Origin of the sequence: Sphingobacterium sp. UBA5670 (assembly GCF_002420705.1) — a bacterium.
Lineage (GTDB): Bacteria > Bacteroidota > Bacteroidia > Sphingobacteriales > Sphingobacteriaceae > Sphingobacterium.
This window is the reverse complement of the sequence record NZ_DIIM01000021.1, coordinates 619,311-640,574: the sequence shown is the minus strand read 5'-3', so window position 1 is coordinate 640,574 and position 21,264 is coordinate 619,311. Positions and strand designations below refer to the sequence as shown.

General features: G+C 44.3%; 11 protein-coding genes. 9 read left to right on the top strand and 2 right to left on the bottom strand.

Features of this window, described 5'->3' with window-relative positions:
* The first annotated feature begins 154 nt into the window (after window positions 1-154).
* Complete coding sequence (locus tag B3C94_RS20650) at window positions 155-3,559, top strand: family 43 glycosylhydrolase (RefSeq protein ID WP_293907272.1); 3,405 nt, start codon at window positions 155-157, stop codon at window positions 3,557-3,559.
* An 85-nt stretch (window positions 3,560-3,644) separates the two neighbouring features.
* Here B3C94_RS20650 and B3C94_RS20645 read toward each other — a convergent pair whose 3' ends face one another.
* Window positions 3,645-4,124: a hypothetical protein gene (locus tag B3C94_RS20645; RefSeq protein ID WP_293907270.1), complete on the bottom strand. Its 480-nt coding sequence runs from the start codon at window positions 4,122-4,124 to the stop codon at window positions 3,645-3,647.
* 234 nt (window positions 4,125-4,358) lie between these two features.
* Between B3C94_RS20645 and B3C94_RS20640 the strand changes: the two genes are divergently transcribed.
* The 4 genes from B3C94_RS20640 to B3C94_RS20625 all read left to right on the top strand — a co-directional run bounded on the left by B3C94_RS20640 (window position 4,359) and on the right by B3C94_RS20625 (window position 12,412).
* Window positions 4,359-5,282, top strand: coding sequence for a hypothetical protein (locus B3C94_RS20640; RefSeq protein WP_293907268.1), 924 nt, complete (start codon window positions 4,359-4,361; stop codon window positions 5,280-5,282).
* A 512-nt stretch (window positions 5,283-5,794) separates the two neighbouring features.
* Entirely contained in the window at window positions 5,795-8,902 is a 3,108-nt protein-coding gene (locus tag B3C94_RS20635; RefSeq protein ID WP_293907266.1) for a SusC/RagA family TonB-linked outer membrane protein, read from the top strand.
* Between the two features lie 16 nt (window positions 8,903-8,918).
* Entirely contained in the window at window positions 8,919-10,523 is a 1,605-nt protein-coding gene (locus B3C94_RS20630) for a RagB/SusD family nutrient uptake outer membrane protein (RefSeq protein ID WP_293907264.1), read from the top strand.
* 254 nt (window positions 10,524-10,777) lie between these two features.
* Window positions 10,778-12,412 (top strand): alpha-L-fucosidase, encoded by a 1,635-nt coding sequence (locus B3C94_RS20625; protein ID WP_293907262.1) that lies wholly within the window; start codon window positions 10,778-10,780, stop codon window positions 12,410-12,412.
* A 20-nt stretch (window positions 12,413-12,432) separates the two neighbouring features.
* Here B3C94_RS20625 and B3C94_RS20620 read toward each other — a convergent pair whose 3' ends face one another.
* On the bottom strand, window positions 12,433-14,013 hold the full coding sequence (locus B3C94_RS20620) for a trypsin-like peptidase domain-containing protein (protein WP_293907260.1): 1,581 nt from the start codon (window positions 14,011-14,013) through the stop codon (window positions 12,433-12,435).
* A gap of 396 nt (window positions 14,014-14,409) precedes the next feature.
* On the opposite strand from B3C94_RS20620, the gene B3C94_RS20615 reads away from it, so the two are divergent.
* From B3C94_RS20615 to B3C94_RS20600, 4 genes are all read left to right on the top strand, one after another.
* On the top strand, window positions 14,410-14,997 hold the full coding sequence (locus B3C94_RS20615; RefSeq protein ID WP_293907258.1) for an RNA polymerase sigma factor: 588 nt from the start codon (window positions 14,410-14,412) through the stop codon (window positions 14,995-14,997).
* Window positions 14,998-15,062: 65 nt separating this feature from the next.
* On the top strand, window positions 15,063-16,259 hold the full coding sequence (locus tag B3C94_RS20610; RefSeq protein WP_293907256.1) for a FecR family protein: 1,197 nt from the start codon (window positions 15,063-15,065) through the stop codon (window positions 16,257-16,259).
* Between the two features lie 91 nt (window positions 16,260-16,350).
* The gene (locus B3C94_RS20605) at window positions 16,351-19,722 is read left to right on the top strand and encodes a SusC/RagA family TonB-linked outer membrane protein (protein ID WP_293907254.1); all 3,372 of its coding nucleotides are present in this window, start codon (window positions 16,351-16,353) and stop codon (window positions 19,720-19,722) included.
* A 44-nt stretch (window positions 19,723-19,766) separates the two neighbouring features.
* The gene (locus tag B3C94_RS20600; RefSeq protein WP_293907252.1) at window positions 19,767-21,260 is read left to right on the top strand and encodes a RagB/SusD family nutrient uptake outer membrane protein; all 1,494 of its coding nucleotides are present in this window, start codon (window positions 19,767-19,769) and stop codon (window positions 21,258-21,260) included.
* The last annotated feature ends 4 nt before the right edge of the window (window positions 21,261-21,264 follow it).

Sequence of the window (21,264 nt, the reverse complement as noted above, 5' to 3'; positions counted from 1 at the left end):
ACCTTCAATAGCCTATTATTAACCGATTTGACCTTAAAATTTGTCATGTTGTTCCTGATTTATAAATTTAATGTAAAATTGACATTTATCATAGATTTTATTTGCTATAAAATTGACTGAAGAGCCGTCTTTTTGAAGCCGTAAACTTTACGCTATGAGGAAGCATTATTTGTATTTTACAGTTCTGGCTATACTGCTCTTGTCCTTAGGGACGACTTTTGCGCAGTCTTTAACATCTTGGCAGCAGCCGAATGTGCTGAATCCGTTGTTGCCGGGCTATTTCGCCGATCCGACCATTAAAAAAATTGGTGATATCTATTATATCTATGCCACGACTGATGGTAATGGCTGGGGGGCGGGACCATCACAGGTATGGACATCCAAAGATTTGAGAAATTGGACAATTCGGCCAATGAACTGGCCCAATACCCACTGGTATTGGGCACCTGATATGACGCAGGGATACGACGGGAGGTATTACCTATATTATAGTCAGCCTGTGGAGATCTTTGGAGCAATGTCGGATCATCCGACAGGTCCTTGGGAGCCTCTGGTTCCGGACGGTAAATCGATCATTCCTAACTATAGAATTCCGGGAGTGATCACCCTCGATGGACAGACTTTCCGCGACGACGATGGCCGGATCTATATGCATTGGGGGACCTGGGGCATTTATCCCGATCACGGATGTGCTGTGGGCTTGCTGAACAGCGATATGAAAAGCTTTGAAAAGGTACAGCTGATTCCCAATACGGTGGCAAAGGAGTTTTTTGAGGCTCCCTATATGTTTAAGCGCAAGGGCATTTATTATCTGATGTATTCCTCGGGACATTGTGAAGATGAGACCTATCGTGTGCAGTATGTTAAAAGTAAAACCGGTCCTATGGGCCCTTTTGAATACCCAACGAAAAATCCGGTATTGGTCACTAACACGGATGGGAGTATTCATGGTCCGGGCCACCATAGTATACTCGAGCAGGATAATCGCTACTTTATTGTTTATCACAGACACAATAATCCGCATTCGGGCGGTGGTTTTCATCGTCAGGTTGCGCTAGATGAGCTTTTTTTTACAACGGAGGGCGATATCGAAAAGGTAAAACCGACGCATCAAGGTGTTGCGGATCTGCTTCTTTCGGCAGCGGGACCGGAGGATTTAGCCTTTGGTAAGATGGTAAAGGCTTCCTCATTTTACAGCAGTGAGTTTAGACCTTCTTTCGCGGTGGATAATAATAATGGGACGCTCTGGCGGGCGAAAAATAATGAAGGACCGGCCTGGATAGCCATTGATCTGGGCAAAGCCGAGACGGTACAGACAGTCTCTATTCAGTTTGAATACCCAACTTATGCCTATCAATACCAGCTTGAAACTTCCATGGATGGCCAGTCATGGACGGCCTTTGCCGATCGGTCGGACAATAGCCGCTGGGCAAGCCCAATCGTCGAGCATGGGAAGACAAAGGCAAGATATATTAGGCTTCAGGTGCTGAATGCGCAGCTGAATGGGCTGCCGCGCGGGCTGTGGAATATGAGGGTGTATGCCCAGCGGCTCGCGCAGGAAACGGTTTGGTCCTCACCGCAGCAAATGCCTGAAAGCAACGTAAACCAATCAGATCTGCTGCATATTGATGCCATGGATTATCGTGAAGGACAACTGCTTTCTTCCATTCAAAATAAGGGTTCTCTGCAGGGAGCATTTAGGACAGCACAAGTTCTTGCCGTTAAAAATTATCAAGGGAGGAAGGCCTTTTTCTTTGACGGAACCACAGCATTGCGTTCGAACTTTGCTGTACCAAAATCCTTGGCTGGAAATAGTTCTTATAGTCTTGCGATGTGGGTCAATAATCCGGCTATTGAACGATTTGAGCAACTGGTTGCCTGGTCGTCGGGATCGCAGGAGCTCAGCAAAGCGGTATTTGGTTATGGTAGCGACCCGAAACAGGGCGCTGTCATCCATGGATCCTGGCCTGATATGGGTTTCTACTCGGTGCCCAGTCCGAATACCTGGCATCATCTAGTACTATCTTTTGATGGCTATGAGGAGTCTATTTATGTCGATGGGAAGCTGCAGCGTAAGGAAAATAGGATGCTATTTGTCAATCCGGGTAAGTCTTTTGTTCTTGGAGCTTCGGATATACTAGACCAGAATTTTTCGGGCTATCTTGCTAGTTTGCATTTGTATAATACAAGTCTGGATGAGGAATCTGTGGCCAAACTGGCAAATGAGGTTCCCAAACAGGACTTCTTTGCGCTGCAAACTGATGGTTTAAATCTGGGAAAGGTCAATACGTTGAGAAACCAAGGGACAGCGCCAGATACGCTGGTGACTGTACAAGATGGAGAAGTTGTTGTTCAGGGAAATAGACTCGCACTCCGCGGAAAGGGCTTTGCGGCGGGAGCTTTGACTACGCTATTGAAGCGAAAAGATTATGCGATTGATTTTGACTGGTATGACGGTGCGGCTTGGCAGCATGGGGTTGTTGTTGTTGATGGTAACAAAAAAATCTTTTATCGTAATGGGAAGCTCGAAAAATCAGCTTTCGCTAATAAGCTGCTGCAGGTAAAAAATAACAAGATCGAACTGGCTTATCCTTTCCATTTCTTTCGTGTCTATCCCCATACGATGACTCCAGATGAGGTAAGCACAAAATTCAGTTTATGGAAGGAGGGATTAGCTAACGTGCTGGGGCATTATACGCCAGTGGTACTTTCCGCGCCGCACTTTATCAATGCCGATCAGGTATTTGTGCAGGTCGAAAAAAAACAGGGCCTATGGTATCTATTCCGTTCCGAAGGAGGAAGTTCGGGCTGGAAGCAGGAGCCTTACTATCTTTTTGGGGCCTCCGAAATCGGCAAATCGATTGAGGTTTTGGCAAAGGATGCCTTTGGTCATGTGAGCAAGGCTTTGGTAAAGTCTGTACCGGAGCAAAAACCGTCTTTGCTCCGGGCATCTGATCTGTCGAACGATAAGGCCGCGGATAAGAAAATTTCTTTTTGGGATGATTATCAGGCCAATGTATCGAACGACAGTACACAGACAGCGATATCCTGGCAGATCGATAGCGGAACAATCCAATCCAAAAATACGAAATGGGGCGATGCAGCATCTCCTGTGCCATTCGTGTATAAAGAACTTGAGGGAGATTTTACGCTGGAAGTAAAGGTCAGCGATGTGGTCGGATTGGAAAGTAAAATTCGTACATCCAATGAAGCAGGAATCATGATTCAGCGAGCAGACAGCACAAATGCTTACATCAACAATTGTATTTTGACAGGATGGAACCTAGGGAATCTTTCTCGAAGCATTGGTCCACAGGTTTTTCAGGAAGGAAACACGGGGACGGGCCTGAATTTTTCGCCTTACCTCCAGATTCAAAAAGCAGGTAATTATTTCTTTTTGCGATGTTCGGTAGACGGTATGCAGTGGAAGGATCTTCCCAATATGCCATTTCTACGAAACGATCTGAACGGAAAAAGGCTACGGGTCGGACTCTATCAGCTTGCTGGCAATAACCAGTTAGGTTATGCGGTATTTGATGCCCTAAGGGTTTGGAAGTAAGCTAATTCTATTTCCTAGAGGGGCAGGCCTCTATGGACGATCATTTGTGTGATTACTGCGACCGCTAGCAATTACTGTCGAAGGATTATTTGGAATCAACGGATGCTAGCGTCAGGAGCAACGAATCAGCTTCTGCTTTTGCAATGAGCCTGCTAGATGATGCCGTTTGCACTTTATACCGGATATCCCTGACTTTTGCTTGCTCATCATAACGTGTCATCACTTCTAGAACCTTGGTGTATATCTTCTTTTCGGCGTCATATCCGAATCCAAAAAAATCGAGTTCTTTTTTGATGCTGCAGCCTTTAAAATAGACATTTTTCCAGCGATGTCCTACATGGCCGCTTGGATTGTACCAGATAATGCAAGAATCGAGATTTCTTCGGCCCCAGTTGGTAGGAAGGGGATACAAACCCAGTTTTTTTCGCTGTTCATTGTAATCGACGCCGTACTTTTCTGTAATGCACCTTTTGCTGAAATAAGACCGAATGGAGGGGTAAATAGGCAATAGGATAACAATAAAGGACAGGGCGACAAATAGGTTCCGAAACGTGGTCTTCTTCATAAATATACTATGTTGTTTGTTGCTAAGCTGGTTTATTTGCAATGGCAGTGCATTATCGGCAATTCATTATGTTCTTCCATTTAAATATATTAAAAAATTATCTTTTGTAAGCGCTGACGGAAGGATTTTCAAAAAAAATAAAGGAGCGTTTTTTTTATAAAAATTAAATGTATGGCTTATCAAAAACATTCTGATAAGCTTGTTGTTGTAAAAAGCAAGGCATAACCTTAGGCAATGAATAGACTTCTTATAACGCTCAGATCATTTCTCTTTTTGTCCCTTTCACTGTTGACAGCTTGTTCTACGCTGATCAACAATGTTCAGGTGCATACCTTAACGACAAACTATTGTGCGCCTAATGTGGCCTATACCTCAATTCCGATACAGGAAATCACTGCTAAGGATAGTATCCGGATAAGGAATGTTTTTTCTTATCATGATTTTGTACTGATCAAATACCTCAATCTGACAGCACCACTTATCCAATATTTAGATAGCCCGGCTAATGCTACACTAAAACTGGCAGCGAAACAAAAAATGACCGAAAAGTATCTGCTGTTTGAGACGGAATTGAATGCTATTGCAGCAGAGCTGGACTGCAATGGTGAACGTATCGATAAGCTAGCAGGTTATATGGACGAACTGAATGCGAAAACGCAGACCCGTTTGACGGTGGCTTCTATCCTTCTAGGGGCTGTCACGGCTGTGACGGCAACCACAGTCAAGAGTGACGGCCTCAATAATGGACTGAGCATCGCCGGAGGGGTAGGTACAGCAGTCTTGGGATTTATGACCCTCAATCCCAAAGGCAAAACGGTCAAGATGCAGCTGCAGCGCAACATGCTTGAAAGTATCTGGTATCAGAATAATAATGCGCTGATCTATCCGAACTCGGTCTGGGGGATTTTATCGGAAAAGAAATTTAGCAATTCTGAAAATTACTCGCTGATCGAAACAACGCGGCAACGCTGGCTCCAATATGGGCTGGACGATCAGCAGGATAGCCCGCTTCAGCAGTTGTATTTTAGAGATGGTGGAACTTTCGCTGCTGGGGAACTACACGATCTGGCTAATATGCACAATGAATTGCAAGCGACCATTCGTGCAATTCAGCAGGATATGCGAAGTTTAATACAGGTGATAAACACCTTGGATTGATCAGAAATTATTTCTAAGGTCGATTGCATATGCTGTTTCCAAGATGTAAAATTTGGTTGATATTTCTCCAAAAGATTAGAAATTTAATCGAAATCCAACAATCTAATCGCAGCCTTTTTATGGGCCTTCCACTAATACCTTACCAGCAGACTTGTAGTTTTTGATCTTAAAATAATCTTTAGATCGCTAAAACATGTTAGGTCTGGGTTCGATAATGGATTTTAAACATTTTTACCCTTCTTTTAAATAATCGTTGCAATGCTCTTTTGTCGAAAGCTATAGCTTTGCTTTGTAACCAATTGGCAGATAATCGGTCGATTTTAAAGCAGTGATCTGTTAAACTACAATACTGATTTTTTTAGGGTGCATCTTATTGAAGCAAAGTATTTATGCGTCGTGTTTTCGGGCACATGTTGACGTAGAAAAACAGCATGGGGAAATAACCAATATAAAAATAGATAACCAAGTAAGTGCCTTTAGAGGCTAGAGGACATTTATCTCAAACAAAGATTATGAACAAAAATTATGTTTCTTCTTTCTTTTGTTTTCCGAAAGAAAGGAATAAGAAAGTGAAGTGGTTGTTAATGGCTTCGATGTTAATGGCCATGGGGCAGCTATCCGCGCAAGAAAAAGTTGTCCATGGGAAGATCTTAAATGATCAAGGAAAACCAATTATTGGCGCATCAATCAAAGTGAAGGATAAAACCCTCAGTACATCAACGAATGAGAAAGGTGAATTTATCCTCAAGCTGAATCCGGGAGAGGTCATCGTTGTATCCAATGTAGGCTATAATCGTGTGGAGTATGTTATCGGAAATTCTTCTGAAATCAGTATTCCACTTGTTGCGGCCGAAATTGCTGTGGACGAGGTGGTCGTGGTGGGTTATGGTAAGCAGAAAAAAGTCGATCTGACATCTTCTATTGCTGTAGTTGATACCAAAGATCTTGTGAAAGTACCAGGAGGTACAATAGCTACGCTTCAAAGTGCTGTACCCGGGGTGCAGGTGACCAATGGTGCTATCCGCATCCGGGGCGTTGGATCTATTAACGGAACCGATCCGCTTTACGTGGTTGATGGGATGATCGGTGGAGCGATGCCCGACGAAAATAATATTGCTAGCATTCAGGTCTTAAAAGATGCTGCTTCGAGTGCTATTTATGGAGCCAGGGGGGCCAACGGCGTTATTTTGGTCACCACAAAAAGAGGTAAAGCCGGAGATGTGAAGCTGGATTACAATGCTTTTGCTGGTATCAAAAATATTTCCCACAATGTGCCCCTGTTGAACGGACAGCAATTGGCCGAATTGATTAATGAGGAGATGTACAATAAGGATCCTTCACGTAAGGACTATTTAGCTGCGTTGTCCAAGCCGTCTGCCATCGGTCAAGGGTATAATATGATGGATGAGCTGCTACAGACGGGCAATTACCAACGACACAATCTCTCGGTTTCCGGCGGTTCGCAAAATGCTAATTTTCGCCTGAGTGGTATTTATGCAACAGATAAATCCATTATTATTCAGGACAAAAACAAGTATTACGGAGCACAATTTATCTCTGATTTTACCAAAGGAAAACTCAAGATAGGTGAAACACTATCATTGGGTTACACGCGCCGCAACTGGAGCGACAAAAATATCATCGATGCACAAAAGTGGTCTTCCACTTTACCTCTATATGATGCCAACAGTAGCACCGGATTTGCAGGGGCCGGCAACGGAACAGATGTGCAGAGTGCTTTAGCAAATGCTTATCTCAACAAAAACGTCAATGACAATTTTTCTGTCAATGGAAATGCCTGGGCTACTTATGAAATCATCAAAGGGCTGACCTATAAATTCAATATGGGGATAGACCTTAGCCGTATTAGAAATGAAGGTTACATTGGAAATTACTCGGTCGGACAATATCAGAATCATAACCCGGATGAGCTCAATATTTCAAGTAGCCAGAATAACCGCTGGTTGTTTGAAAATACACTGACTTATGAAAATAATTTCGGAAAACATGCAATTTCTGCTTTAGCAGGGATTACATCGGAAGAATCTCGGTACAATGCCGTCAATGCTGGTGCCCGTGGTTTGCCCAGTCCAGATGTATTGATTCTTAACTCTGCCTCCCTGGCCAGCTCCCGTCTTGTGGGATCAGGCGTAGGCCAGTCGGCTATGTACTCCATGTTGGGCCGGGTCAATTATAACTACGACAATCGTTACTTGTTGACGTTTAATATGCGACGTGATGGTTCTGCTAACTTTAGCAACCAATACCGCTACGGGAATTTCCCATCGGTATCGGCAGGCTGGCGGATCAGCCAGGAATCCTTTATGAAAGCTTTTCCTGCGATCAGCGAACTGAAGCTCCGCGGTAGTTATGGGCTCCTTGGTAATTCGGATATTGCGCAATATCAATATCAACGGACCGTCAGTTTTGACCATGTCTGGTATTATTTAAACAATGTGATGGTCACGGGCGCCTTACCACAAACTCCTTCCAATCCGAATGTTAAATGGGAAAGCCAATACTCAACTGACCTCGGGCTCGATTTGGAACTGTTTAATCACAAACTGGCTTTGACGGTCGATTATTATAATAAGAAGACCGAAGATATGCTGATCAATGTACCTATTTCGTTCACCGCTGGGTATGTCAACAACTTTCCCGTGCTGAATGCGGGCAGTATACGCAACCGCGGATGGGATATATTGGCGTCCTATAAAGATCAGTCGGGTAATTTCAGTTATCAGATTGGGGCTAATATCTCTTTTGTAAAAAACCGTGTATTGAGCTTGGGCAACAACAATGAAATCTTATGGGGAAGTATTGCTCCTGGAGGTGAAAATGTGACACGAACAGCGGTTGGCCGCTCCGTAGGTGAATTTTGGGGGTATACCACCAATGGGCTATATACGAGTCAGGCACAATTAGATGCAGACAAAGCCTTTGCTCCAAACGCAGCGCTCGGCGATGTCCGGTTTAATGACCGAAACGGAGACCAGGTTTTAAACGATCAGGATAAGGATTTTTTGGGAAGTCCGATACCTGATTTTAGTTATGGCTTCAATGCCGATTTAAGTTATCATAGCGCTGTAGGTACATTTGACCTGTCGATGATGTGGCAGGGGAGCAAGGGCAATGACATCTACAACAATAGCCGATATTGGGGAGAAGGGATGTATCATTATTACAATAATTTTGCGTCAACGCTCGACCGCTACCGCGCAGAGGAACTGATCTTCAAAAATCCGCTGTCCGGTGAAACGACCGTTTATCCCAAAAATACAGATACAAACATTCCACGGGCTGTCTTAGGTGATCCCAATCAGAATTTAAGGGCGTCAAACAGGTTTGTGGAGGACGGTTCTTACTTAAGGCTGAAGGTGCTCAACATCGGCTATAGTTTTTCTAGCCCTACGCTCGAACGCTGGAAGATCGATCGCTTAAGATTTTACCTTGGCGCAAAGAACCTGCTGACCTTTACCAAATATTCCGGTTATGATCCGGAAGTGGGGTCGGGGGATACACGCTCCAATTTAAGCCGTGGAATCGATGGACAAACGCCGTGGGGGCTAAGCTTCCCGAATTCAAGAGAGTATTTTATGGGTATTCAAATTACATTCTAATTACTATATCGATATCATGAACAGACACTATATAAAACTAGCTGTTGTTGCGCTGCTGCTACAGTTTTCGAGCTGTAAGCCAAATCTAGATCTCTCCAATCCGCAGGAATTGTCGACAGATACTTATTATAAAACAGCAGATGAATTGGAAAATTCGGTCATTCCTGCGTATCAGGCGCTGGTGGGTCGTACTCAGGGGGGCTACGCCCGTAGTCTATATTACGAATTACTGGCCCCGGGAGATGATTATAATCATACCTTCAAGTGGGAGCCCATGTACCAGGATACTTACAATACACCGGCTAGTGACGGAATGGCTGCACAGACCTGGAGAGATCTCTGGAATGGGGTGTTTGCGGCAAACCTGGCGATCGACCGTATAACAAATTTTACAGGTGAAATAGAACAGAATAGAAAAAATAGACTTTTGGGCGAAGCTTATTTCCTGCGGGCGCTGCATTATTTACACCTCGGTATGCTTTTTGGAGAAACCATCCCGCTGATCAACAAGCCTGTTGAAACCAATGAAGATTACTATCCGGGCAATTCACAGGCTGGTGCTGTATACGCGCTGATCGTGGATGATTTTAAAAGGGCTTCCGAATTGTTGCCAACGCGGGCAGCGCTCTATGCTGATAGTAAAATGATCGGCCGGGCAACCAAAGGTGCTGCACAGGCCTACCTGGCAAAAACTTATCTCTATAAACCTATCCTGGCCAAAGGGCAGGCAGCTGACTTTTCCAGTGCCGAAGCGCAATTGAAAAGCGTGATTGATAGTAAGGAATATCAATTGATGTCTTCCTATCGAGATAATTTTTTGGAAAAGAAAGAGAACAATCAAGAGTCTATTTTTGAGGTCCAGCTCTACAATGGACCTGGCTGGCTCGGGGATGATATATCGAGCTCATGGCGATGGCAGGAAATCGGTATGTTTGACGGCACAGGTGGTGCCTGGTGGAATCTGGCTCCCAATAAAATGGCTCACGATGAATTTGAAAATGGCGACCCTAGAAAATACATGACACTATGGTGCGAGGATGGGGCAAAGTTCACTCAATTGGACGGTAAGGTCACGGCCTATGCCGACTGGATGAAAAACCTGGCTACGAACAAAGACTTCTTTGGGACAAGAAAATATTGTCCGGATGTTCAGATAGCGGACTTTGATAACGGCAACAATGACCGGATTTTTCGCTATAGCGATGTGTTGCTGCTTTATGCTGAGTGTCTAAACGAACGCGGAGATATTACCGGTGCGAAACAGTATATCAACCTTGTCCGTACACGTGCCAATAATGTTGTCCCAGACGAGCAACCACACCTTTGGTATCAAAAATCGAAGGGGACAATTCCCGATGTAGACGGCTTGATCGCCCAAGGGCTGGTAAAAAATGGTATACCATTGAATACGATCAAAAATATCATTGTACATGAACGATTTGTTGAATTTTTGGGAGAATATCAACGATATTTTGACCTGCTGCGATGGGGGATGGCCAATCCAACCTGGCTGGAGCCACTGAAAAAAGGCGGTTGGTCTCCCAAAGCAACGTATTATCCTTTCCCGCAGTCCGAATTGGACAATAACAAAAATCTGAAAGGTAACGATATGAACAATTGATTTTGAGATTTAGGTGTTTTTTTATTTATAGTTAGTGGTTAGGTGAAGGCGTCCTTTTGGGGACGTCTTTTTTCTTGGGGCAACAACATGAAAATGGGGGCTTCGTCGATATTGTGCAAGTATTCATCGATTATGTAGTTTCTTACATGATTCAATACCGGTAATTTTGGTATGAAAGAAGATAACTAATTATAAACCGAATGACTTTGTCCCGCAATTTGGGCCAAGACATTCTGACCGAAGATCATTGTATAATGGATAGAAGAACTGCAATTAAGTTTCTCGGTGCAACTATTCCGACCCTTTTCGTTGGCAAATTTAGCGCTGCACACGCCTATCTGGGGAAAGCCCCTTTTCATCCCGATTGGCGTTCACTGGAAAACTATCAGGTACCTGATTGGTTTCGAGATGCCAAATTTGGCATCTGGGCACATTGGGGACCACAATGCCAGCCTGAGCGGGGTGATTGGTACGCCCGAGGGATGTATCAAGAAGGATCGGACCAATATCAATATCATCTTGAAAAATATGGACATCCTTCGGTTTTTGGTTTTAAGGATGTGATCCATCAGTGGAAAGCCGAAAACTGGAATCCGGAGGAGCTGATGGAGCTGTATAAGAATGCCGGTGCACAGTATTTTATGGCTCTGGCCAACCATCACGACAATCTAGACCTATATCGCAGCAGTCACCATCGCTGGAATAGTGTCAATGTGGGTCCTAAAAAAGATCTTGTTGGTGGCTGGGAACGTGCTGCAAAAAAAAGAGGACTTAAATTTGGCGTGAGCGTACACGCAGCGCATGCCTGGACCTGGTACGAAACGGCTCAGCGAAGTGATAAAAAAGGTAAGTTGGAAGGAGTTCCTTATGATGGAAAACTGACAAAAAAGGATGGTGTAGGAAAATGGTGGGCCGGTTACGATCCACAGGAGCTTTATGCCCAGAATCATCAACCGAGTCTGGACAGCACAGACGATCACACGGTTCACCGGCAGTGGCATTGGGATGTCGACTCCGGCGTAAGCGTCCCTGACAAGGCTTATTGTGAAAATTTCAAAGCGCGAACTCTGGAACTGATGGAAAGCTACCGACCTGATATGGTTTACTTCGATGATACCGTCCTTCCGCTCTGGCCGATAAGCAATGTCGGGCTGGAGATAGCCGCCGATTTTTACAATAAGAGCATGCAGACCAATAAGGGAAAGGTCAATGTGGTAATCAATGGCAAAATACTGAATGAACAGCAGCGCAAATGCTTAGTCTGGGATATCGAACGGGGGCAGAGTAACAGCATTGAGCCGCAACCCTGGCAGACTTGTACCTGTATTGGATCATGGCATTATGACCGGCGGATCTATGATAATAATCAATATAAATCCGCCAAGACCGTTATTCATATGTTGATTGATGTGGTCAGCAAAAATGGTAATCTATTGTTGAGTATACCACTGCGCGGTGATGGATCTATCGATGACAAAGCAAGAGCAGTGGTCGAGGGGATAGGGGGGTGGATGACTATACACCGGGAAGCCATTATTGGAACCAGACCATGGCGTATTTTTGGGGAGGGTCCTGCACAAGAGGAGGCTCCTTCACTAAGTGTTCAGGGGTTCAACGAGGGAAAGGGAAAAGCTTTTACCGGTGATGATGTTCGTTTTACGACAAAGGGAAATGTACTTTATGCCTTTATTATGGGAACACCGACCGGAAAGCAGATTAGAATCAAGTCATTGGGGCGTTCCGCACCCGATAGCCCTGTGGTCGGAAAGATACAGTTATTGGGTAGTAAAGATCGGATATCTTTTCATCAGCTCGACGACGCTCTTGAGGTCCAGATCCCCGACAGTTTTGTTCAGAACGATATTGCAGCGGTCCTAAAAATTACCTAATGACTTGATCTTTTTAAGGGCTAAAGCAACTGTTCGACGCCGGATAAGAACTTCAATACAGCATCTCTAGGGATGGCCAGACAAGCCGTGTGACTAAAGCGTGCAATGTTGAGCCCTATAAAATGGCCATTGCTATCGACTATCGGACTTCCACATTCATCAGCATGAATGCGTGAATCGTGAATAAAGACACTTGGAAAGTTGTCCCTACGAACTGATTTTCCTTTAGGAATGTTGTTTGCCGGATGTGGATTTTCCCTGGTTGGCCATTTGGAAAGGATGACCTTCGTCTGAAGATCTGCGGCTCCCCGTCTGTATTGAACCTGTAAAGTGTCGCCTGCGGAAAATTGCTGCATGGCGGCATTGATTTTGATGGCACTTGCCACATCCTGACCATTTAATGCAATCATATGGTCGCCGACCTGGAGTCCGGCCTGGGCTGCTGCGCCCATACTATCTAATGTTGTTAAGGTTGGAAGACCGTCTAACTCCTGCATCTGTGCATCGAAAGTTCCTGGAACGGGTATACGTGGGAAAGTGCGGGACGACATGCCCAGGACACCGGTTTTACGTTGATGGGCGGTAAGCAATGACCATAAATTTAAACCTACCAGTGTATCCGGTATACCTTGCTGCGAAATTTCCGATATGGTGATCGACGGAAATCTATGATCACTCATGAGTGCCACCAGGTCGCTTTTTTCATCTCTTAGCAGGACTTTTAAGGCGTAGACTTTCTTGCCAATTTTAACTGTTGGCTCTTTGCCAACTAAACTACTTTTGGATAAGATCACCTGCTTCTTGTTGCGCAATTGAAATACCGTTCCTAATATAGAAATACTATCGTCTTGTAAAGTACTGCTGATTGTTATGGACTGAAAGTTTGTCTGCGGATTTATTGTCTGTTTTTTTAGCGCCAATTTCAATAGTTTCTGCTGTTCAGGATCGCTACCGATCGAATCGCTTAAACTGGGATAAGTGTCGATAGCGACTGGGTGGCTGAGCGACTGCCAATATTTACGGTAGCTATTTACAGGAACCTCAAAATTGATGCCTTCGGGACTATCGATACGGCTATGAAGACCAATGACCCGACCTATGGCATCAAACAAAGGGCCTCCGGAATCTCCCGGTTCCATGATGCTGCTGCTTTGAATAAAACCATAGTCGTCCATTTTTTTAAGAATACGACCTGTGCGCAAAAAGGGAATGTAGAAGGGCAGTGTTTCGGGATAAGATAGTCCAAAGCAGAACTGGTTTTCAGCGATAGATGATGACCAGCCCATTTCAGCAAAGGGCCATGGGCCTTCGCCTTGCATCTTCATCATAGCAATATCAGGCAAGTTGCTCTGTTGATCCACGACCAGTCTTCCGAGCGCCTTGGCGACTCCCTGTTTACCATCGGAAAAAATTACGCGATAGAAATTGCCCGGCTTTGTGGAATGTGCCACTGTCAGTATAGCTCCATCCACAGTCACAATAGCACCACTGAAAGGGGCACTGTTTTGCTGGCCGCTGATACTGTCAATACCAAACATTTTTATCGATGCCGCCATTGCCCGGGCAAGGGTAGATTTCGGTATATCATGACCAAGTGACATGTTTGTTTGCGCTAAGCAGGTAGTGGGGTAGATGGCTAGGCACGAAATCGCCCAAATAATAATGTAGTGAAAGACTGTATGATCAGAAAATTTTTTGAAACACGTTGTCATATTGCGAACAGGTTGATTTATTGGATTAGGTTTGGCTTTAGAAGGCCGTGGCTCAAAGGTAGCAGATTTGTCAACAGAAAAACAAGAACAACTAAGCAGTTCTGAATATATTATTGACTTTGCTTCCTTTTTGGTACTGTCTGCCGAAAAATTTATGGCGTATACGGTGAAATTGTGAAAACTTAGTAGGAAGAATTTAGGAATAAGTCGTCGATAGGAAGTATCAATTCTTTTTAGTTATCTTTATCCACGAAAAGATTGACCTCTAGCTAAAAGAATCTACTAATGAATTATACGAGCGAAAAAGAGCTGCTTGACGATTTCCGAAAAGGGAAAGAGCAGGCTTGCGCGCATGTATACAACCGTTATTTCAATCGCATTTGTTTATACGCCTCGAGCTTTGTGGATGAAAGTAAAGAAGCGGAAGATATTGCCGAGGAGGGATTTATTCGCTTGTGGCAAGGTAAAAGGAGCTTTGACAGCTTGTCGCATCTCAAAGCGGCGCTCTATCAGGCAACACGCCATGCAGGACTCAATCAGCAGACAGCTCGACTGCGTAGGCTGAATCGGGTCGACAGCTATGTTGCACAGCAGGAACAGGATCAAAAATCACATTTACATGAAATTGTCTTCGCTGAAGCAATGGCCGAACTCCACGAAGCCATTCAGAAGCTCCCACCCAAAGCACGGGAAATCATAGAGCTGAGCTACCTTGAAGGCAACAGCAATCAAGAAGTTGCTGATCTATTGCAGATCAGTATTCAAACCGTAAAAAATCAAAAATTACGTGCCCTGAGCCTGCTGCGCGAGCATTTGAAACGGGATTCCTTCCATTATCTACTCTCGTTGATTGTTCTATTTGGAAAAATTTAATTTTTTTTAATTGTCTTTGGTACTTTTTTAAATCGGTGTGGTATCTATAGATGAAATAGCTCAAAATGGATCCTAAAGAAGAAGAAAAACTTATCCGTATCAGTGCGCTGGTCCTCCAGGAATTGCAGGGAACGCTAACAGGCGAAGACCGTCTTTTTTTGGAAAACTGGCTGCAAGAATCAGCATCGAACAAAGAGATCTATCAACGTTGTCTGGATGGACAGCGGCAGCGTGAAGCGTATGCCAGTCTGCAGCATTTTGAAAAGCAGCGTAATTTTGAGTCGCTAAAAAATAAAATTTCCTTTCAGCCAACAACGAGAAAGCCCGCACTGCTGAAACGCCTATGGCCTTATGCTGCAGCAGCTAGCGTACTACTTGCCCTCAGTGTTGTCTGGTTTTGGAATAGGGATAACAGCCGGCCGGCAGAAGTACAGATAGGGGCTGTAAGTGATCGGCTACCGGCTTCTAATCAGGCCATCATAACGCTCTCAGATGGCAGACGGTATGAGCTAAACAAGGGAGAAAAGCAAGTTCTTATCAATGGTAGTGGAATACGCTATGATGACGGCCATGAAGTTGCATCGATCGATGCCGCGGTGTCTGCCAAAATAGAAACACCGCGTGGCGGTACTTACGAGGTTACCTTGCCCGACGGTACTATGGTCAAGCTAAATGCAGGAACGACACTATCTTATCCGACCATATTTGCTAAAGATAAACGCGAAGTCAGCCTTCGGGGAGAGGCCTATTTTGAAGTTGCCAAACGTAAGAATCAGCCTTTTATCGTGCGGACCAAAAATCAGGAGGTACAGGTACTTGGAACGCATTTCAATATCAATGCCTACCCAACATCAGCGCAGATAAAAACAACACTGTTGGAGGGGAAAGTGCAGGTAAAAGAACTGATTAAAAGTCAAAAGGTCACTTTGATGCCCGGCGATCAATCTGTTAGCTCCGGTGCGGAGCTTTCTAGACATCCGGTCAATGTGCAGCAGGAGATGGCTTGGGTATACGGCAAATTTAACTTTGATGGAAAGTCGCTTCGGCAAGTGATGGATGAGCTGTCCCAATGGTATGCAGTTGATGTTGTCTATAAGGGCGATATACCTGATGTCTCCTTTTTCGGAGGAACATTCAGAACGAGTAAATTATCTACCATCCTGAAAATATTAAAAGACCAGGATTTGTCGTATCAATTGACGGACGATGGAAAGCTCATCATTGAAAAAAGTGATCCTAAAGGACAGAAAGGAGGGCAGTAAAAAACGTAAAATTATACATTACCATACAATATGAATTAACAAATTGGGCAGTGAATCCTGCAATCTAACCTAACTAAACTAACTAGAATTAATGAAATTAAGTTGTTTTTCACAAGCGACCAGACCCCTTTTATGGCTACTTTTTGCTGTCTTACTCCAGCTAGGTCATAAGGTAAACGCACAAACCGTCACCTATGCCGGGCACAATGTTCCTTTGATGGATGTGCTCCAGGCGGTCAAGCTCCAGACAAATTACGAAGTCTTAGGAGCAAAAAAGATTTTGGAATCGGCCCGCCCAATTTCGATTAAAGCGGACAAGATGCCCCTTAAATTATTTCTTGATAAGATTTTAAGTCCGCAGGGAATCGGATACACAATTGAATCAAAGACAATTTTCCTGGAAAGGAAATCCAGTCCACGGAAAACCGAACCTAAAAACTATCCCTCGTTGGATAAGCCATCCCAGCTGCAGGTCCGGGGACAAGTCGTCGGTAAAGACCGTAAGCCGCTTTCGGGAGTGAATATTTCGCAAATGGGCAATACCATTGCGGTAGCGGATAAGGATGGACGATTTTCCTTCGCTGGTACTATGCAACCGCTTACATTAAGTATGGTTGGCTATAAAAACTTTACCCTCAATCTAGTCGAAAATAAAGAGGAGTACAATGTGCAGATGGAAGAGGAAGCAAATGCGTTGGAACAGGTCGTTGTGACGGGGTATCAGGTGTTAAAAAAAGATTCTTATACCGGAACCGCGATTACCAAAAGCGGGGATGAACTGCGACAGGTAAATCCACAAAACGTCTTACAAGCCATGCAGGTATTTGATCCTTCTTTTAAACTGCTGGACAATAATCTCGCTGGATCCAATCCCAATGCCTTACCAAATATTAATGTCCGTGGATCCTCTTCGTTACCTACCGGAGGGAATGAAGTGCTCCGAAGGGACAATATTACCACCACAATCAATATGCCGGCCTTTATATTAAATGGGTTTGAAGTGAGCGTACAGAAGGTGCTGGACCTGGATATGACACGTATTGAGAGTGTCACGATTTTAAAAGACGCTGCTGCGACCGCAATATATGGGTCAAGAGCCGCTAATGGTGTCATGGTCATCACCACAAAAATGCCTAAGGATGGTAAATTACAATTGACCTATACGCATGAGAGTAATGTGAATATGCCGGATCTGACAGGCTACGATGTTTTACATGCGGCGGATAAACTGGCTTATGAGAAGTTGGCGGGACTGTACGATGCAACAATTCAGCGTCAGCCACAGGATGCGTTGGATGAACTCTATTATCAAAAACTGGCAAATGTTCTCGGTGGTGTGGACACGTATTGGCTTTCGCAACCCGTGCGGACTGCAGTCGGACAAAAACACGGACTTTATCTAGAAGGCGGTTCGGAGACTTTCCGTTATGGCGTAGACATGCGCTATCAGACCAGGCCAGGTGTCATGAAGGGATCGGGAAGAAATCAATATTCGGGTGGGCTGAATTTTAGCTATAACCTAAAAGGTAAATTTAGATTCCAGAATGAGCTTGCCGTAACCGTGGTCGATGGCCGCGAATCTCCTTATGGAAGTTTTTCGGACTATGTGAGGATGAATCCGTATTACCGCATGACCGATGATAACGGCAATATTATACAGGAGGCCGATATGTGGACAAGGGTGGCAAATTCCGGTAGCGCGCAACGGGAGTATGTCCTGAACCCACTTTATAATGCGACACTCAATAGTTTCAATAAACTTGGTTACACCGAATTGCTGAATAATTTCTCTGGTGATTTTGATCTCAATAACGGACTTCGCCTGCGGGGACAAGTGAGCCTGCTAAAGCGCTTGAATACCAATGATAATTTCCGGTCGCCCTTAGCCAATGATTTTTATTTCTATCCAACATCTCAGACAGATGAAAAAGGTAGTTATAGCAGCTATACAAACAATGAATTGTACTGGGATGCAAATATCAGGCTCAATTGGATGCGCAATATTGATAAACACAGCTTCAATGTGGTTGGGGGAACCAATATCCGGACAGAAAGTTACGACGAGCGTTCTTTTACGGCCATTGGGTTTCCTAATGACCGATTTACAAGTGTGGGATTTGCCAAAGGATATGCCGAAAATGCGAGCCCTTCGAGTAGCCTGGGTGCCTCCAGGTTATTTGGCGCTTTCCTAAGTGCCAACTATTCCTATGATAACCGTTATCTAATGGATGCAACGTTCCGCATTGATGGTTCTTCCAAATTCGGATCCAATAAACGTACCGCTCCCTTTTGGTCTACAGGTATCGGATGGAATATGCATAAAGAAAAATGGTTTACCAACGATGTTATCAGCCAGTTGCGTCTCCGTGCAACGATAGGTCTTACGGGATCTGTACAGTTTGATCCTTATATGTCGCGCACAACTTATAGCTACGATAAAAGCAATTGGTATAGCTCGGGACTGGGAAGTACGGTCCGTAATTATGGTAATGAAAACCTGACCTGGCAGAAGACCCAGAGTACCGATGTTGGTCTTGATCTTGGACTTTGGCATGATCGGTTGACACTTTCTCCACGCTATTACCATAAGATCACACGCGATATCTTAGCGGATATCAACCTGGCACCTTCTACGGGATTCAGCTCGTATAAGGAGAATCTTGGCGATCTTGAAAATAAAGGATTCGAGCTCAATGCCAATTGGGTTCCCATTAAAAATCAAAAGTGGACACTGAGCCTATTGGCCAATTTGGTCCGAAATACAAATAAAATCGTCCGTATTTCAAATGCACTGAAAAGCTACAACGAACGTGTCGACGAAGCACAGCAGGGGAGCGATCTAATGGCGGTACCGCTACTTCGCTACAAAGAAGGCCAATCGCTCGATGCGATTTACGCAGTTCCTTCTCTAGGAATAGATCCCGAAAATGGAAAGGAAGTTTATATTAAAAAAGATGGAACACTGTCATATGACTGGGATGCACGGGATATTGATGTCGTGGGGGTGGCCACTCCAAAAATGGAAGGATTTTTTGGAGGAACACTGCGCTATAAACAGTTTATGATGGTCGCTTATTTCCAGACACGGATAGGTGGTAAAACCTATAACCAAACCTTGGTAGACCGGGTTGAAAATGCCGATCCACGCTATAATGTTGACAGTAGGGTTTTGGAGGAAAAATGGAAAAGCCCAGGAGATGTAACTTTTTATAAAAGTATTCAGGATTTGGGCCAGACGAGAGTGTCCTCGCGGTTCATTATGCCTGATAACCTGTTTGCACTGCAGTCGCTTAATTTTTCTTACGATGCACGAAAGGAGTTCGCTAAAAAACTAGCATTGTCAAGTCTGCGTGTCGGACTTGTTGCAAATGATATTTTTCGCTGGTCTTCGGTGAAAGTAGAACGTGGAATTACATACCCGTTCGCCCGGAGTGTGACTTTTACCTTACAGGCAGGATTATAAAAGATGGTAAGTACCATCCGACGGATGGAAAAAAATATGTACAGATGAAGAAGTTAACTATAGTTTTAATACTATTCACAGCCCTGAGTACGCTTTCTTGCTCTAAGTGGCTAGATATACAACCGGAAAGCGAAATAGATAAATCGGTTCTTTTCGCCACCGAAGATGGTTTTAAAGAAGCCCTTATCGGGGTCTATACCCGCTGTGCCAAAGATGATCTCTATGGAAAGGAGCTAACAATTGGAACACCGGAAGTATTGGCGCAGAACTATGCGCTATCAAGCAATGACCCTTTGCGTTATCAACAAACAAAGTTGTTTAAATACAACGATGGCAATTTTATCGGACGCAAGGACAATATCTGGAAAGGTCTGTACAATGGCATTGTGAATGCCAATCTGATTCTGACTGAGATCGATCAAAAGAAGCAATTGTTTACGGGAAGCAATTACCAATTGATCAAAGGGGAGTCGCTGGCTTTGAGAGCTTATCTGCATTTTGATGCTTTGCGCCTATTTGCTCCTGCTCCGGTTGTAAATGACAAAACCGAAGCCATTCCTTATGTAACCGGCTATTCAAATAAATCCACCAAATTGTCGACGGTGTCACAGGTGCTGGATTCGGTCGTGCGGGATTTGGAGGAAGCCAAAGAATTGCTCAAAATTGATCCGATCCGCTTGAAATCTTATGTGGTCGGTTATCCGACTGTCGGTGACACCCTGAAAAATTCAGAGCTTCAGGATAAAAGTCTCTTTTTACAGAACAGAAGACACCGGCTTAACTACTATGCGGTATGCGGGTTGCTGGCGCGAACTTATTTGTATAAAGGAGATAAAACTAAAGCGTTGCTGAATGCACGTGAAGTGATTGATGTCAAAAAATTTCCATGGACAAATGCGACTGATTTTTTAGCGGTCGATGCGGACAAAAAAGACCGGATTTTCTATAAGGAATTGTTATTTGCCTGGTACATCCCCGCCATGAACAGCACGTATAACAATGACTGGTTTCAGGACAATAACAGTGCAATATACCTAGATCAGGACGAAGCAAAGACCATCTATGAGGTTGCAGGTGCTGGAGGCGGTGATATGCGCTATACCCAGTGGTTTGGAACAGTCAGCGTTGGCAATTCTTTTATATCACCTATTCATAAATATCGTCGGAATACACTGGGCGACAGCTTTGCAGCTAATTTGCACTATTTGGTAGCTCCAGCAATCCGCTTGGCTGAAATCTATTATATCGCTGCTGAATGTAGTTATGAAACAGCGCCGGCCCAAGCCGCAGCATGGCTGAATGAGGTGCGTGAACATCGGGGCATCGGCCAGAAAGTGGATATCTCGACCTATGCAAAGCTGCAGAGCGAACTGCTGAAGGAATACCGGAAAGAAATGTTTGCCGAAGGGCAATTGTTCTTTGCTTATAAAAGGTTGAATGTACCGATTGTAGGGCAGCAAGGCACAACAATTCCTGCCAATCAGCAGATCTATGTATGGCCTTTGCCTGATGATGAAATAATTTATGGACAACGGTAAATAG

What these genes read in the sequence shown, in the direction of transcription:
- B3C94_RS20640 (WP_293907268.1), top strand. Translation starts at nt 4,359, where the DNA reads ATGAATAGACTTCTTATAACGCTCAGATCATTTCTCTTTTTGTCCCTT.
- B3C94_RS20615 (WP_293907258.1), top strand. Translation starts at nt 14,410, where the DNA reads ATGAATTATACGAGCGAAAAAGAGCTGCTTGACGATTTCCGAAAAGGG.
- B3C94_RS20605 (WP_293907254.1), top strand. Translation starts at nt 16,351, where the DNA reads ATGAAATTAAGTTGTTTTTCACAAGCGACCAGACCCCTTTTATGGCTA.
- B3C94_RS20610 (WP_293907256.1), top strand. Translation starts at nt 15,063, where the DNA reads ATGGATCCTAAAGAAGAAGAAAAACTTATCCGTATCAGTGCGCTGGTC.
- B3C94_RS20600 (WP_293907252.1), top strand. Translation starts at nt 19,767, where the DNA reads ATGAAGAAGTTAACTATAGTTTTAATACTATTCACAGCCCTGAGTACG.
- B3C94_RS20620 (WP_293907260.1), bottom strand. Translation starts at nt 14,013, where the DNA reads ATGTCACTTGGTCATGATATACCGAAATCTACCCTTGCCCGGGCAATG.
- B3C94_RS20635 (WP_293907266.1), top strand. Translation starts at nt 5,795, where the DNA reads ATGAACAAAAATTATGTTTCTTCTTTCTTTTGTTTTCCGAAAGAAAGG.
- B3C94_RS20650 (WP_293907272.1), top strand. Translation starts at nt 155, where the DNA reads ATGAGGAAGCATTATTTGTATTTTACAGTTCTGGCTATACTGCTCTTG.
- B3C94_RS20630 (WP_293907264.1), top strand. Translation starts at nt 8,919, where the DNA reads ATGAACAGACACTATATAAAACTAGCTGTTGTTGCGCTGCTGCTACAG.
- B3C94_RS20645 (WP_293907270.1), bottom strand. Translation starts at nt 4,124, where the DNA reads ATGAAGAAGACCACGTTTCGGAACCTATTTGTCGCCCTGTCCTTTATT.
- B3C94_RS20625 (WP_293907262.1), top strand. Translation starts at nt 10,778, where the DNA reads ATGGATAGAAGAACTGCAATTAAGTTTCTCGGTGCAACTATTCCGACC.